Consider the following 15,380-nt stretch of genomic DNA (forward strand, 5'->3'; position numbering starts at 1 on the left):
GGGATTGCTCTGGCTTTCACTCACTTGTGGAGGAGCGGTAGCACCCCTCCCCAGCCCTCCCTGCGCTGCGCGCAAGGAGGGGTTAACTGCTACGCGACCTGCTCGGGCGGCGTCTGCGCGGTGCTGTCCTGCGCGTTCTCGCCGGTCAGGCGCACGAACAGCTCCTCGAGCCGGTTGGACTTGGTGCGCATCGAACGCACGCGGATGCCGGCATCGTTGAGGCTGGCGAAGACGCGGTTGAGGTCCATCGCGCGTGGCATTTCGATGTCGAGCGTATGGTCGTCGTTGGCCACCAGCGTGGTGCCTTCGATCACGGGCAGCGTCGCAGGCAACTGGCCGTCGATGTCGAGCAGGAATCCTTCGACGTCGAGCTTGGCCAGCAGCGCCTTCATCGGGCCCTGCTCGACGATGCGGCCGCGGTCGATGATCGCCAGGTTGCGGCACAGGCTCTCGGCTTCTTCCAGGTAGTGCGTGGTCAGGATGATCGTGGTGCCGGCTGCGTTGATCTCCTTGAGCGTCTTCCACATGCCACGGCGGATCTCGATGTCCACGCCCGCCGTGGGCTCGTCGAGGATCAGCAGGCGCGGTTGGGTCATCATCGCCCGCGCGATCATCAGCCGGCGCTTCATCCCGCCCGAGAGCGTGCGGCTCATCATCGCGGCCTTCTCCCACAGCTGCGCGCGCTTGAGCTCGACCTCGGCCCGGCGCAGCGCCTCTTCGCGCGGCACGCCGTAGAAGCCGGCGTAGTTGACCAGGATGTCGAGCGGCTTCTCGAACATGTTGAAGTTCAGCTCCTGCGGCACCAGGCCGATCAGGCGCATGGCGGCCTCGCGCTGGCGCGCCAGGTCGACGCCGAAGATCGACACCGACCCTGCCGACAGGTTGACCAGCGAGCTGACGATGCCGATCAGGGTCGACTTGCCGGCGCCGTTGGGTCCGAGCAGCGCGAAGAAGTCGCCGGGCGCGACATCGAGCGAGACGCCCTTGAGCGCCTGCACGCGGGTGTCGTAGGTCTTGCGCAGATCGCGCACGGACAGGGCGGGGATGGGGGCGGCTACGGGAGCCGCGGCGGTCTGATTCATGTCGGGGAAGCCTGGCGCCGCGGGCCGCGCGGCCATCATCGGGTCGATACCGTTAGTATAGGCGGCCTCGTGGCGGCACTTGTGGCCACGCACTGTTGCAGCCTTGTCGGTACTCCCGTGGCCATCCAGCACTTCCCCCTCAAACTCGTTTCCCGTCGCATGCTCGCCCCGACCGTGGGCCACTACACCTTCGTGCGCGACGACGGCCAGCCGCTGGACTACATCCCGGGCCAGTTCATCCAGGTCCATTTCCAGTACGGCGATGGCACCGCGACCAAGCGCAGCTATTCGTTGGCGACGATCCACGACCACGCGCTGGGCCCGGGCGAAGCCGTCGAGATCGCCGTCAGCTACGTGCCCGGCGGCGCGGCAACAGCGTTGTTCGAGGGCCTGGATATCGGCGGTACGGTCGACGCCAGCGGTCCGTTCGGCCGCTTTTGCCTGATGCCCGCCGATTCGAACAAGCGCTATCTGCTGATCGGCACCGGCACCGGCGTGACGCCTTACCGCGCCATGCTGCCGCAGCTGGAGACGCTGATGCGCCAGCGCGGCGTCGAGGTGGTGCTGCTGTTCGGTTCGCGCACACCCACGGAACTGCTGTACGGCGACGAATTCCGCGCTTTCGCGGACAAGCACTCCAACTTCCGCTTCGTGCCGTGCTTCTCGCGCGAGCTGCCCGACAATCCGCACCAGGACGTCCGCCAGGGGTACGTGCAACAGCACCTGGCCGAGTTCGCACCTGACCTGGCGCACGACATCGCCTACCTGTGCGGCAACCCGAACATGGTCGACGCCTGTTTCGACACGCTCAAGGGCTTCGGCCTGCCGGTGCCGCAGATCCGCCGCGAGAAGTACGTCAGCAGCAAGTAAGTCGTGCCCATGACCGCGCTTCCTGCGCGTGGCGCCCCGCTTCCGAAGCGGGGCCGCTGACCACGCCCCCTCATCGGTCACGTTTTTCCCGACGCTCCCGTCTGTCATGCTTGAAGGCGCTTTGCCTTATGGACGAGAGGAAGTCATGCGCAATACCCGTTTATGGATCACCGCACTGGCGGCGGCCTGCCTGCTGTCGTCCTGCAAGGACGATGGCACCCGCGCTGCAGCGGATGGCGATGCAGCTGTGCGCAAGTTCGGCGCGATCGCGTTCGAACCGTGCACGCTGGCGAGCCCGATGGCGCCGACGAGCATCGACGCACAGTGCGCCAAGTTCGACGTCGCCGAAAATCCGGCGCAACCCACGGGCCGCAAGATCAAGCTGAGCATCGCCTGGTTGCCCGCCAGGGACCAGGGCGGCGGCACGACCGATCCGGTCTTCTTCCTCGCCGGTGGTCCCGGCCAGGCGGCGACCGAGTACGCCGCCCAAGTCGACATGGCGCTGCGTGATGTCCGCAAGCAGCGCGACATCGTGCTGATCGACCAGCGCGGCACCGGCAAGCTGAGCCCGCTGCTGTGTCGCGACCATGCGGGCAAGGAGCTGTCCTTGCCCGAGACCGTCGAGGCCGACGCCGAGGCGATCGCCGGGTTTGCCGGCCGCTGCGCGCAGGCCCTGACCGGAAAGGCCGATCCGCGTTTCTATACGACCACCGAGGCGGTGCACGACCTGGAGACGGTGCGGCGCGCATTGGGCGTCGACCAGATCAACCTGGTCGGCGTGTCGTACGGCACCCGCGTCGCCCAGCAGTACGCGGCCCGGCATCCGCAGCACACGCGTGCAATCGTGCTGGACGGCGTCGCGCCCAATACGCTGGTGGTCGGCGCCGAGTTCGCCCGCACTTTCGAGCGAGCCCTGGACCTGCAGGTTGCCCAATGCCAGCAACTGCCCAGTTGCCGCAAGCGCTATCCGCAGGACCTGCGCGCGCAACTGCGTGGGTTGAAGACGCGGCTGAAAGCATCGCCGGTCGAAGTGGAGTACCGCGATCCGTCCTCGGGCGTGATCCGGCGCGACACGCTCACCGGCGACACCGTCGTCGGCCTCACGCAGATCTTTTCGTATATGCCGCAGATGGCGTCGCTGCTTCCGGTCGTGATCGACGAAGCGGACCACGGCCGTTATGCACCGCTGATGGCCCTGGCACAGATGATGACGCGCGAGATGGGCGGGCAGATGAATCGTGCCATGCAATGGTCGGTGATCTGCAGCGAGGACGCCGACCGTTATCGCGCCGATCCGGCCGATGCCGATACCGTCCTGGGCGCGGACGTGGCCGACGCGTTCTTTGCCGCATGCCGGAACTGGCCACACGGCCAGCGCCCGATCGATTTCAACAAGCCACTGCAGTCGCAGGTGCCAGCTCTGCTGCTGTCAGGCGAGATCGATCCGGTGACGCCGCCTCCGTACGGCGAATCGGTGCTGAAGGGTTTGCCGAACGGGCGCCACCTGGTGCTGCGTGGACAGGGCCACAACGTCAGCGGCGTGGGCTGCCTGCCCAAGCTGGTCGGCCAGTTCCTCGAGACGACCGACGCTCGCAAGCTCGACGCCAAATGCCTGGACGCAATCGGCTACGTGCCGCCGTTCACCGGCTTCAACGGATGGGAACCGTGAGCCTCGCGCTCCGACAAGGACAGATTCCATGATCATCGCGAACGACTTGCACAAGAGCTTCAAAACCAAGAGCGGCACCGTACGCGCCGTCGACGGCGTCAACTTCGAGGCGCGCGACGGCGAGATCACCGGACTGCTCGGTCCCAACGGCGCCGGCAAGACCACCACGTTGCGCATGCTCTACACGCTGATGAAACCCGATGCCGGCCAGATACTGGTCGACGGCGTCGATGCATCGCGCGATCCCGCCGCGGTGCGTCGCGCCCTCGGCGTGTTGCCCGACGCGCGCGGTGTGTACAAGCGCCTGACCGCGCGCGAGAACATCGCCTACTTCGGCGAGCTGCATGGGTTGTCGAGCGACGTCATCGCACAACGCACATCGGTGCTTTCGACCGCGCTGCAGATGGACGACATCCTCGATCGCCAGACCGAGGGATTCTCGCAGGGACAGCGCACCAAGACTGCGATCGCACGCGCCCTGGTGCATGACCCGAAGAACGTCATCCTCGACGAGCCCACCAACGGTCTCGACGTGATGACCACGCGCGCGATGCGCGGCTTCCTTCAGCAGCTGCGCTCGGAGGGGCGCTGCGTGATCTTCTCCAGCCACATCATGCAGGAGGTCGCCGCGCTGTGTGACCGCATCGTGATCATCGCCCAGGGACGCGTGGTCGCTGCCGGCACCGCCGACGAACTGCGCGCGCAGACCGGAGAGACCAACCTGGAGGATGCCTTCGTGAAGGCCATCGGCTCCGAGGAGGGCCTGCAGGCATGACGCACATGAACTACAAGCATCCCAATGCGTTCGCGACCGCCTGGTCGGTGTTGCGCAAGGAACTGCGCGACATCTCGCGCGATCGCCGCACGTTGGCTCTGGCATTGCTGCTGGGCCCGCTGCTGTACCCGGTCCTGATGATCGGCATCGGCAAGCTGGCCGAAAGTCGCGCCAGGACGCAGCTCGACCAGGTGCTGGACGTTCCGACGATCGGGATCGAACGCGCACCGAACCTGGTGGCGTTCCTGGCGACGCAGGGCATCAAGGCCACGGCCGCGCCAGCCAATCTCGACGCGGCTATCGCCAGCCAGGACGTCGATGTCGGCCTGCGTATCGATGCGAATTACGCCAGGGATTGGCGCGAAGGGCGACCGGCCCTGGTCGAGGTCGTGCAGGACAGCACGCGTCGCAACACCGATATTCCCAGTGCACGCGTGCGAGCAGCGCTGTCGGCGTATCGCGATCAGGTCGGCGCGTTGCGGTTGCTCGCACGCGGCATCGACCCTTCGGTGACGCGCGCACTCAATGTCGGCAGTCGCGACCTGGCCACCGAGGATGCCAAGCGCGGCCTGATGATGTCGTCGATCCTGCCGTACCTGCTGATCCTGATGTCGTTCCTCGGCGGCGCCTACCTGATCATGGACGCCACTGCCGGTGAACGCGAACGCCAATCGCTGGAGCCGTTGCTGGCCACGCCGGCGAAGCGCGGCGCGATAGTCAGCGGCAAGATCGCGGCGGCGTGCGTGCTGGGACTGACGTCGCTGCTGCTGACGTTGCTGGCGTTCAAGCTCAGCGCGCAGATGGCCGGTGGCACCGCGAAGATGATGGACGTGCGCTTCGCGGCGATCGGCAGGATGCTGCTGATCCTCCTGCCGATGCTGTTCATCGGCACGACACTGCTGACGTACCTGTCAGCCGCCGCCAAGAGCATGAAGGAGGCGCAGAGCCACATGACATGGCTGATGTTGCTGCCGATGCTCCCGACCATCGCGCTGGCGGTGAATCCGATCAAGACGCAGCTGTGGCAGTTCGCGGTGCCGTTCCTGGCGCAGAACCAACTGCTGCTGAAGGTGATCCGAGGCGAGGCGATCACCCCGCAGGTGTGGGCGATCTACCTGGCGGCAGGCTTCGGCGTGGCGGCGTTGCTGTGGTACGCGGCGGTGCGGCGTTATCACCAGGAGCGGTTGGCGATTTCGGGGTGAATCATTTTTTGGTCAGTGTCGTTGCCTTGAGCGTTCGACAGCAACAGCAACGGCGACCGCAAAATGGATCCCGGCTTTCGCTGGGATGACGGTCCGGCGGTAGCGTGATAAGCCTGGCCATCCGATCTTAAATATCCAATACCGCGTAAAACAAAAAGCCCGGCAGTGCCGGGCTTTTTGCGTTCAGTGCGAACGGTTCAATCGATACGAGCCGATGGCTCGGCTGAGGCTTAACCGCCCGGATTGAAGCTGATCGTGCGACGCGTGGTGACCGGCGCAGGCACTGGCTGGAAGCGCCACTTGCGCACAGCGTTGACGGCTTCGCGATCGAAGATGCGCGCCGGGTTGGACCGCACCACACGCGCCGCCGTGACCGAGCCGTCGCTGGCGACGGTGAACTCGACCTGCACCTCGCCCGACTGGTTCGCACGCAGCGCTTCCGGCGGGTAACGCGGAGCCGGCGTCGACACCGCACGCAGGTCAGCGCTGGACGCGGCGGAAGCCGGAACGGCTGCGGCCTGCTGGCGCTGGGCCGCTGCACGCTGGTCGGCGGCGGCCTTGTCGGCGGCCGCCTTGTCCGATGCGACCTTGTCCGCAGCGGCCTTGTCGGCAGCCTGCTTGTCAGCCGACTCCTTGGCTGCCAGCTGCTTGGCGGCCTGGTCCTGCTGCTTCTTCTGGTCTTCCAGGCGCTTCTTTTCGAGCTCGGCCTGCTTCTTGGCCTGTTCCTCGGCAGTGAGCGCCTGCTGCTCGGCACGCTTGGTGACGGCCGCCTGCTGGGCGGTGATGCTCGCCTTCAGGCGCGCCAGCGCCGGATGCTGCGCATCGGCCTTCTCGAGCAGGGCCGCCAGGCGCTGCGCTTCGGCGAAGTCCTCGCGATTGACGCTCTGCTCGGTGGCGATGACGGTCATCGGCAGAAGGTCGGTCAGTGCGCTGGCCACGGCGGCGTCCCCCGGCGCCTTGTCGCGCAGCGCCAGGTAGTACTCCACGGCGTTGTCGCCGACAGGCGCATACAGGCGGTTCTCGCTGTAGGCCTTGCTGCCCGCTTCGCGCAGCTGGTCGGCGGTCAATGCCGAAACCTTGGCCGAAACGGCGGTGTCCGCGGTCACGGCCGGAGCAGCGGCTGTGGGAGCGGTAGTGGTTGCCGCTTCCGGTGCGGCCTCCTGCTTGCTGCAGGCCACCAGCGCACAGCCCAAGGCCAGCGCGGCGGTAAATTTCGAGACGGCAGACAACCGACGCACAGGCCGGCCGTTGGAATACACGACGGTCATTGGCAAAACTCCCCTGAAGTGCGCCAGAACGGGCACACGGCTACTAGGACGCGACAGGACGTGACTTTTGTCAAGTCGGATCTGTATGAACAGCCCATTTTCAAGCATCGAAGACGCCGGGTGGCGAGCGGAGATCGTCAACGGCGCCGGCGTCATTTGCCAATGCAGAAGCTGGCGAAGATATGTCCGAGCAGGTCGTCCGCCCGCACCTTGCCGGTGATCTCGCCGAGCTGGTCGTGGGCCAGGCGCAGGGCCTCGGCGGCCAGGTCGAGGGCTTCGTGGTCGAGGTGCACGCGGGCTGCCGCAAGCTCCGCCTGTGCCTGCACCAGGGCATCGACATGACGGGCTCGGGCCGTGAATTCGCCTTCTCCGCCGGCCGCTTCGCCACCGGCGAGGTGGCGCAGATGGCGGTGCAGTTCCTCCAGGCCCTGCCCGGTATGGGCGGAGACGTGGACCACGTCGGGGGCGGGCACGGGGGCGGCCGGCAGCAGGTCCACCTTGTTATGCAACCACAGGCGCGCCGGCACGCCGGCGATGGCATCGGCCACGGCCACCGCGCCGCCCTCCGGGTCGCGCGCATCCAGCACCACGATCGCCAGGTCGGCGCGCTCCAGTTCGCCGCGTGCGCGACGCATGCCCTCGCGCTCGATCGCGTCGCCGCCTTCGCGCAAGCCGGCGGTGTCCACCAGCGTCAGTTCGACGCCGTCGATGCGCACGACTTCATGCAACAGGTCGCGGGTGGTGCCGGCGATGTCGGTGACGATGGCGCGGTCGCGACCGGCCAGGGCGTTGAGCAGCGAACTCTTGCCGGCATTGGGAGGCCCCACGATCACCGCGTGCAGGCCCTCGCGCAGCCGGCGGCCGCGTTCTGCCGCACGCAACAGTTCGTCCAGCGCCGCGGCGGTCGCAGCCAGTCGCGCACGCAGCTGGGCGCCGCCGAGCGTGTCGATGGGTTCATCGGCGAAATCGATCGCCGCCTCGACGTGGACGCGGATCGCCAGCAGCTCATCCGCCAGTGCTTCAACGCGGCGCGAGAACTCACCATCAAGGGCGCGCCGTGCTGCGCGTGCTGCGCGGCTATCGGCGGCGGCGATCAGATCGGCGACCGCCTCGGCCTGGGCGAGGTCAAGACGACCTTCCAGGAACGCACGTTCGCTGAACTCACCGGGCCGGGCGCGGCGCGCGCCCAGTGCGACACAGCGGGTCACCAGTTCCTGCAGCACCGCCGGACTACCGTGCGCTTGCAGCTCGAGCACGTCCTCGCCGGTGTAGCTGGCCGGCGCGGCGAAGTACAGGGCGATGCCGTCATCGATGGTCTCGCCATGCTCGTCGCGAAAGCGCACATGGTGGGCGTGACGCGGCTTCAACGCGCGGCCACACAGCGCCTGGCCGATAGCGCGCGAGCGGGGACCCGACAGGCGCACGATGCCGACGCCGCCGGCGCCGGGTGCCGTGGCTATGGCTGCGATGGTGTCGCGGGCCGGAATGGTCATGCGGCTATGTTCGCAGAAGGCGGGGACGTGGCGTGCTGCCCATCGTGTGGTCTCCAGAAACGACGAAGCCCGCCGGGCGGCGGGCTTCGGGGCTGGATCATCTCAGCGCAGCTCAGACCTTGACCGGCTCCTCGCTGTAGCGCTTGATCATCCACCACTGCTGCAGCAGGCCCAACGCGCCGTTGGTGACCCAGTACAGCACCAGGCCGGCCGGGAAGAAGGCGAACATCACGCCGAACACCAGCGGCATGAACTGCATCATCTTCGCCTGCATGGGGTCCATGCCGGTGGTCGGGTTGAGCTTCTGCGTGAACCACATCACCGCGACGTTGATCAGGGGCAGCACGAAGAACGGATCGCGCGAGGTCAGGTCGGTGATCCAGCCGATCCACGGCGCGTGACGCAGCTCGACCGACTCCGACAGCATCCAGTACAGCGCCAGGAACACCGGCATCTGCAACAGGATCGGGAGGCAGCCGCCGACGGGGTTGATCTTCTCCTTCTTGTACAGCTCCATCATCGCCATCTGCAGCTTCTGCTTGTCGTCGCCGTAGCGCTCCTTCAGCTGCGCCATGCGCGGCTGGAACTTGCGCATCTTCGCCATCGACTTGTACTGCGCGGCAGACAGCGGAAACATGGCGAGCTTGATCAGCAGCACCAGGCCGACGATGGACCAGCCCCAGTTGCCGACCAGGCGGTAGATCTGCTCGAGCACCCAGAACAGCCATCCGGCCAGCGTCGCCATCAGGCTGTAGCTGCTGAAATCGACGGCGCGGTCGAGGCCCGGCACGTTCTGGGCGTCGATGGCTTTGACCAGCTTCGGGCCGACCCACAGGCGAGCTTCGGTGCTGGCCTTCGCACCCGGAGCGACGTTGACGCCCGGGCCGAGTTCGCGGATGAGGTATTGCGTGCCGCCGGCGCCGGTTGGCGTCGCGAGAGAGAAAGTGCTGGTGTCGTTCGAGCCTGGAATCCACGCGGAGAAGAAGTGGTGCTGGAGCATGCCAATCCAGCCGCCCGTGACCTGCTTGTCGAGCGTACCGTCGTCGACGAAGTCGTCGTACTTGCGCTTCTCGTATTTGTCGGCCGCGCTGTACCAGGCAGCGCCCTGGAAGCTGTACTGCTCGGCGCTCATCGGGCCTTTCTTCACGAGCGCACGCGGCACGCGGCTGAACTGCCGGTAGACGTAGCCCTGCCACGGCGCGCTGCCGGCGTTGACCACTTCGTCGCGCACCCTCACCACATAGTTGCCGCGGTCGAACGTGTAGGTGCGACGGATGGTCACGCCATTGGCGCCGGTCCACACGAACGGCACGTCGATCTTCTGGGCGCCGTCGGCGAGTTTGAATTCGGTGGCGTTGCCTTCGACGCGGAAGCCCTGCTCGTGGCTCGGCGCGGCGCCGCCCTGGCTGACCCAGCCGCTCTGAGCGACGAAGTAGTGGGCCGCCTCGTCGTCGAACAGGCGCACCGGCGCGCTGTTGGCATCGGCGGTGCTCGGATACTTCAGCAGATCTGCGCGGTGCAGCTCACCGCCCTCCAGGGTGACCTTGAGTACGTCGGTGGTGACGGTGACGGTCGGGGTGTTTCCGGGATTCGACGTGGCGGCAGGACCCACCTGCTCCATCGGGACGCCGGGTACGCTCGGCGCTCCGGCGACGCTGGGTACGGAACCGTTGCCGTTGCCAGGCACCTGGGCGGTCGCGGCGACGGTCGGAGCCGGCGCCTGGGCGGCACTCTTCTCCTTGCCCCACTCCATCCACAGCAGGGTCGCCACCATCAGCCAGGCGATAATCAGGAAAACACGGGTCTGGTTCATGGGCGACAGGCAGGCTCAGCCGGAGCACGCGTCCGGCGTGGATGGGGGAATGCGGGCGGCCGGCATTGTGCCGGCCGGAGCAGATGCGGGCAACGCGCCGGCACGGCGCAACAGACCCTGGAGTGCCTCGCCAAGTTCCGCGCCGGAACGGCGCGCGGCTTCGGGGCGCGCGACAATGACATAGTCGCCCGCAGCCAGGTCCTTGCGAAGGTGTCGGAAGGTTTCACGCAACGCGCGCTTGATGCGGTTGCGGCCGACGGCATGCGGATCGACTTTGCGCGATACGGCCAGACCCAGGCGTGGTTCGCCTTCGCCGGATTGCCAATGCAAAGCGAGCACGGGCAGCGCCACGCGCCGGCCGTGCTGGAAGATGCGATCGAAGTCTGAGCGCGCGCGAACCCGCGCGGTGCGCGGGAATCGGGGCGACGTCATGGCTCGGTGCCGGCGTGAGCCGGTGATCGGCCGCGCGGAGCGCGGCCGGAACGCTTAGGCGCAGAGACGCTTGCGGCCCTTGGCGCGACGACGGGCAAGAATCTTGCGGCCGTCGGCGGTAGCCATGCGGGCACGGAAGCCGTGGTCGCGCTTGCGCTTGAGGTTGCTGGGCTGATAGGTGCGCTTGGTGGCCATGGTCCGGCTCTGCGTAAACGAATGACAAGACCGGCGATTCTAGCGGTTGCATGCGGACCGGGTCAACCGGCGCTTTGCCAGACCCTTGGTCTTCCCCAATGACCCTGGCGTCGGCCCCTGTCCATCCTGGCCGGTCGCGCTTCCGGCGAGGGCCCGCAGGCTGTGGACTAACTTGTAGAGCGGCCTGTGGACAAGTCCTGTTCCGCGCCCGGTCGCGGTGATAGTCTGGCCTACCCCCAGACCACGTCCCCCCGCGATGCGCGCATCGTGTGGCGGCCGCTTTGTCTGCCGCGCCCACGGGCAGGCAGGCTGCAACATACAGAAAGAAGAAGACCGAACAAACAATGGAAGCCTGGCCCCGCTGCCTCGAACGCCTTGAAGCCGAATACCCGGCCGAAGACGTGCATACCTGGCTCAAGCCCCTGCAGGCCGCGCAGCGCGACGACACCACGGTGCTTTACGCCCCCAATGCCTTCGTCGTGGAGCACGTCCGCGAGCGCTACCTGTCCCGCATCTGCGAACTGTTGGCGTATTTCGCCGGCAGTAGCGAAGTCAGCCTCGAGATCGGCTCGCTGCCCCGCGCGGCCAAGCCCACGGCGAGCGAGGCCGCGATGCCCCGACCGGTTGCCGTCGCCGGCGCCAACGCCGAGGCGTTCCAGGGCAATCTCGACAACCATTACACGTTCGAAAATTTCGTCGAAGGCCGCAGCAACCAGCTCGGTCGCGCGGCGGCCTTGCAGGCCGCCCAGAAGCCCGGCGAGCGCGCCCACAACCCGCTGCTTCTGTATGGCGGCACCGGATTGGGCAAGACCCACCTGATGTTCGCGGCCGGCAACGCGATGCGCGCCAGCAACCCGGGCATGCGGGTGATGTACCTGCGCTCGGAACAGTTCTTCAGCGCGATGATGAAAGCGCTGCAGGAAAAGGCCATGGACCAGTTCAAACGCCAGTTCCAGCAGGTCGACGCGCTGCTGATCGACGACATCCAGTTCTTCGCCGGCAAGGACCGCACCCAGGAAGAGTTCTTCCACACCTTCAATGCGCTGTTCGACGGCAAGCAGCAGATCATCCTGACCTGCGACCGCTACCCGCGTGAAGTCGAAGGCCTGGAGCCGCGCCTGAAGTCACGCCTGGCCTGGGGCCTGTCGGTGGCGATCGAGCCGCCGGACTTCGAGACGCGCGCGCAGATCGTGCTGTCGAAGGCTCGCGAGCGCGGCGCCAACATTCCCGAGGAAGTCGCGTTCCTGTTGGCCAAGAAGATGCGCAGCAACGTGCGCGATCTGGAAGGCGCGCTCAATACCCTCGCCGCCCGCGCCAACTTCACCGGCCGCGCGATCACGCCGGAGTTCGCCCAGGAAACCTTGCGCGACCTGCTGCGCGCCCAGCAGCAAGCCATCGGCATCCCCAACATCCAGAAGACCGTGGCAGACTACTACGGGCTCCAGATCAAGGACTTGCTGTCGAAACGGCGGACGCGTTCACTGGCCCGCCCGCGGCAGATGGCGATGGCCTTGACCAAGGAACTGACCGAACACAGCCTGCCGGAAATCGGCGATGCCTTCGCCGGGCGCGACCACACCACGGTGTTGCACGCCTGCCGGCAGATCCGCACGTTGATGGAAACCGACGGCAAGTTGCGCGAGGACTGGGACAAGCTGATCCGCAAGCTCAGCGAGTAACAAGCTCAACGAGAACGCGGACCGCTCCGGCGATCATGCGAACTCGAGGGGAGCAACAGAGAGGACGCAAAAAAGGTGACGTCAGGTTTGGCGGCCGCATCGCCTGAACCCGACAACCTCAGCTTGATCCGACAGGGCATGTCACCGGTGTGGGGGTAGCGTAAACGCCCGATTAGGGTCCCCGCAAAGGACAAAAATGGGGACGGTTACCGTACAAACTGTGGACAAGTCATCGCCCGGCGCTGGCCTGCCAAATTATCCACAGGTTGTCAGAACCCTCCGAGGCATGTTTCACCAGGGTTTCAGGTAACGAAAAAGTCTTGTAAAACAAAGACCTATTTCAGTTTTCCCGGGTTTTTGGCTACTCCATCACCACCATGCTTTTGATTTATTCCACTCTTTTGTATTGGGCGACCACGCCCACATCGAACCGGGGTTAAAGGGGTCCGCATGCGTTTCAGCCTGCAACGCGAAGTGTTTCTGAAGCCGTTGGCGCAAGTCGTCAATGTCGTAGAACGCCGGCAGACCCTGCCGGTCCTGGCCAACCTGCTGGTCCAGGTGAAAGACGGCCAACTATCCCTGACCGGTACCGACCTGGAAGTCGAGATGGTCTCGCGGATCCTTGTCGAGGACGCGCAGGACGGCGAAACCACGATTCCGGCCCGCAAGCTGTTCGAGATCGTTCGCGCCCTGCCCGACGGCAGCAAGGTGACCGTCAGCCAGACGGCGGAAAAGATCACGGTGCAGGCAGGACGCTCCCGCTTCACGCTCGCCAGCCTGCCGGCCAACGATTTCCCGTCGATCGACGAAGTCGAGGCCACCGAGCGTGTGCGCGTGCCGGAAGCGGCATTGAAGGAGTTGATCGAACGCACCGCTTTCGCGATGGCCCAACAGGACGTTCGCTATTACCTCAATGGCCTGCTATTCGACCTGCGCGAAAACAGCCTGCGTTGTGTGGCCACCGACGGTCACCGTCTGGCGCTGTGCGAGGCGGCCTACGAAGGCGGATTCCAGACCAAGCGCCAGATCATCGTGCCGCGTAAGGGCGTGCAGGAACTGCAGCGCCTGCTGGAAGGCGGCGAGCGCGAGGTGGAGCTGGAGATGGGCCGCGGCCACATCCGGGTCAAACGCGACGATGTGACCTTTACCAGCAAGCTGATTGATGGCCGGTTCCCTGACTACGAAGCAGTGATTCCGATCGGGGCGGATCGTGAGGTGCGGATCGAACGCGAGGTTCTGCGCGCAGCGCTGCAGCGTGCCGCGATCCTCTCCAACGAGAAGTACCGGGGCGTCCGGGTCGAGGTTTCGCCGGGTCAGCTGAAGATCAGCGCCCATAACCCCGAGCAGGAAGAGGCTCAGGAAGAAGTCGAGGCCGACACCAAGGTCGACGACCTGGCCATCGGCTTCAACGTCAACTACCTACTCGATGCGTTGACCGCGTTGCGGGACGAGCACGTAGTGCTGCAGTTGCGGGATTCCAACTCTTCCGCGCTGGTCCGGGAAGCGGCAAACGATCGCTGCCGCCATGTGGTGATGCCACTTCGGCTGTGATGTTCCACGTGGAACAGTAATTCAGAGCGCCCGGCAACGCCGGGCGTTTTCTTTTGGCGAGCTCCCAGCCGTGAGTGGGTCTTGCGGGCCCCGGTAGACTGGTGGGATGCACGTAACACGACTCGACATCCGATGCCTTAGGCGCTTCGCCGAGGTTCGCCTGGATCCCGCGCCCGGTCTCAACCTCATTACTGGCGACAACGGCGCCGGCAAGACCAGTGTGCTCGAAGCCTTGCACCTGATGGCCTATGGCCGGAGTTTTCGCGGGCGCGTGCGCGACGGGCTGATTCGGGTGGGAGATCAGGCGTTGGAGGTCTTTGTGGAGTGGCAGGAGGTCGTCTCTGCAGGCCTTTTGCAAGACTCGGCGCCGACTGAGCGCGGGGCGATGCGACGACGACGCGCCGGATTGCGGCACAGCGGGCAAGGCTGGTCGGGGCGGTTGGATGGCCAGGATGTCAATCACCTGGGGGAGTTGTGCGCGGCACTGGCGGTGGTGAGCTTCGAACCGGGTAGCCACGCTCTGATCACCGGCGGTAGCGAGTCCCGTCGTCGGTACCTTGATTGGGGATTGTTCCACGTGGAACCTGACTTCCTGGCGCTGTGGCGGCGTTTCGCTCGTGCCCTGAAGCAACGAAACGCCCTGCTCAAGCGGCACGCCCGCGACGGACAGCTCGATGCCTGGGACCATGAACTGGCCGCGGCCGGTGAACCGCTGGGCCGTTACCGGCAGCTCTATCTGGAAGCGCTGCAACCGCATGTGGCCGATCTGGTGAAGGACCTCGCACCGGCTTTGGGCCGGGTAACGCTGGAATACCAACCAGGCTGGCGGCGGGACCAACTGTCGCTGTCCGACGCCCTGCTCGTCGCGCGGGATCGGGATCAGGTGGCCGGACACACCTCTGTAGGGCCGCATCGCGCCGATTGGAGGCTGGAGTTCAGCGGGATCCCCGGCCGGGAGGCGCTTTCGCGGGGCCAGGCCAAGCTCACGGCCTTGTCAGCGTTACTGGGGCAGGCCGAACATCAGGCCCAAGTCCGTGGCGAGTGGCCGGTGGTGGCGCTGGACGATCTGGCGTCGGAACTCGATCGATCGCACCAACGACGGGTGCTGGATCGTTTGGTGGCCAGTGGCGCCCAGGTTCTGATTTCCGGAACCGAGGTGCCGGCTGGATTGCCCCAATTGGAGACCTCGTATCGGAGGTTCCACGTGGAACAAGGTGTCGTAGGCGAGTTTGTCGACATCAGCTCCAGTGTGGCAATGCCGGCCAGGTGAACTCGCCAACAATTGCGCCAATCACTACGGCCCGGCCCGGCAGACCCGCCTGTTATACTGTTCAACACCTATAGCTAATGT

At 65.9% G+C, this 15,380-nt stretch carries 13 protein-coding genes; 7 read left to right on the top strand and 6 right to left on the bottom strand.

Annotated features, from left to right (window positions below):
* Positions 1 to 89 precede the first annotated feature (89 nt).
* Entirely contained in the window at positions 90 to 1,082 is a 993-nt protein-coding gene (locus tag J2X06_RS00455; protein WP_310056838.1) for an ABC transporter ATP-binding protein, read from the bottom strand.
* A gap of 81 nt (positions 1,083 to 1,163) precedes the next feature.
* Here J2X06_RS00455 and J2X06_RS00460 point away from each other — a divergent pair, with 81 nt between their 5' ends.
* From J2X06_RS00460 to J2X06_RS00475, 4 genes are all read left to right on the top strand, one after another.
* Positions 1,164 to 1,952, top strand: coding sequence for a ferredoxin--NADP reductase (locus J2X06_RS00460; protein ID WP_430539469.1), 789 nt, complete (start codon positions 1,164 to 1,166; stop codon positions 1,950 to 1,952).
* A 145-nt stretch (positions 1,953 to 2,097) separates the two neighbouring features.
* Entirely contained in the window at positions 2,098 to 3,621 is a 1,524-nt protein-coding gene (locus tag J2X06_RS00465) for an alpha/beta hydrolase (protein ID WP_310056844.1), read from the top strand.
* Positions 3,622 to 3,649: 28 nt separating this feature from the next.
* Positions 3,650 to 4,396 carry an ATP-binding cassette domain-containing protein gene (locus J2X06_RS00470; protein WP_310056847.1) on the top strand — a complete coding sequence of 249 codons (747 nt, stop codon included), beginning with the start codon at positions 3,650 to 3,652 and terminating at the stop codon, positions 4,394 to 4,396.
* Positions 4,397 to 4,401: 5 nt separating this feature from the next.
* Positions 4,402 to 5,598, top strand: a complete 1,197-nt coding sequence (locus J2X06_RS00475; RefSeq protein ID WP_430539529.1) for an ABC transporter permease — start codon at positions 4,402 to 4,404, stop codon at positions 5,596 to 5,598.
* Positions 5,599 to 5,828: 230 nt separating this feature from the next.
* Here the strand turns inward: J2X06_RS00475 and J2X06_RS00480 are convergent, their stop codons facing one another.
* From J2X06_RS00480 to rpmH, 5 genes are all read right to left on the bottom strand, one after another.
* On the bottom strand, positions 5,829 to 6,866 hold the full coding sequence (locus J2X06_RS00480; protein ID WP_310056853.1) for an energy transducer TonB: 1,038 nt from the start codon (positions 6,864 to 6,866) through the stop codon (positions 5,829 to 5,831).
* 152 nt (positions 6,867 to 7,018) lie between these two features.
* Positions 7,019 to 8,359, bottom strand: a complete 1,341-nt coding sequence (gene mnmE / locus J2X06_RS00485; protein WP_310056855.1) for a tRNA uridine-5-carboxymethylaminomethyl(34) synthesis GTPase MnmE — start codon at positions 8,357 to 8,359, stop codon at positions 7,019 to 7,021.
* A gap of 112 nt (positions 8,360 to 8,471) precedes the next feature.
* Complete coding sequence (gene yidC, locus J2X06_RS00490) at positions 8,472 to 10,172, bottom strand: membrane protein insertase YidC (RefSeq protein ID WP_310056858.1); 1,701 nt, start codon at positions 10,170 to 10,172, stop codon at positions 8,472 to 8,474.
* A 15-nt stretch (positions 10,173 to 10,187) separates the two neighbouring features.
* The gene (rnpA, locus tag J2X06_RS00495) at positions 10,188 to 10,604 is read right to left on the bottom strand and encodes a ribonuclease P protein component (RefSeq protein WP_310056861.1); all 417 of its coding nucleotides are present in this window, start codon (positions 10,602 to 10,604) and stop codon (positions 10,188 to 10,190) included.
* A 54-nt stretch (positions 10,605 to 10,658) separates the two neighbouring features.
* Positions 10,659 to 10,799, bottom strand: coding sequence for a 50S ribosomal protein L34 (gene rpmH / locus J2X06_RS00500; protein ID WP_031374044.1), 141 nt, complete (start codon positions 10,797 to 10,799; stop codon positions 10,659 to 10,661).
* Positions 10,800 to 11,143: 344 nt separating this feature from the next.
* Between rpmH and dnaA the strand changes: the two genes are divergently transcribed.
* The 3 genes from dnaA to recF all read left to right on the top strand — a co-directional run bounded on the left by dnaA (position 11,144) and on the right by recF (position 15,299).
* Entirely contained in the window at positions 11,144 to 12,478 is a 1,335-nt protein-coding gene (gene dnaA, locus J2X06_RS00505; protein WP_310056864.1) for a chromosomal replication initiator protein DnaA, read from the top strand.
* 450 nt (positions 12,479 to 12,928) lie between these two features.
* Positions 12,929 to 14,029, top strand: a complete 1,101-nt coding sequence (gene dnaN, locus J2X06_RS00510) for a DNA polymerase III subunit beta (RefSeq protein ID WP_310056866.1) — start codon at positions 12,929 to 12,931, stop codon at positions 14,027 to 14,029.
* A gap of 106 nt (positions 14,030 to 14,135) precedes the next feature.
* Positions 14,136 to 15,299, top strand: coding sequence for a DNA replication/repair protein RecF (gene recF / locus J2X06_RS00515; RefSeq protein WP_310056870.1), 1,164 nt, complete (start codon positions 14,136 to 14,138; stop codon positions 15,297 to 15,299).
* Positions 15,300 to 15,380 lie beyond the last annotated feature (81 nt).

This window comes from Lysobacter niastensis, assembly GCF_031457115.1.
Classification (GTDB): Bacteria; Pseudomonadota; Gammaproteobacteria; order Xanthomonadales; family Xanthomonadaceae; genus Lysobacter_J; species Lysobacter_J niastensis_A.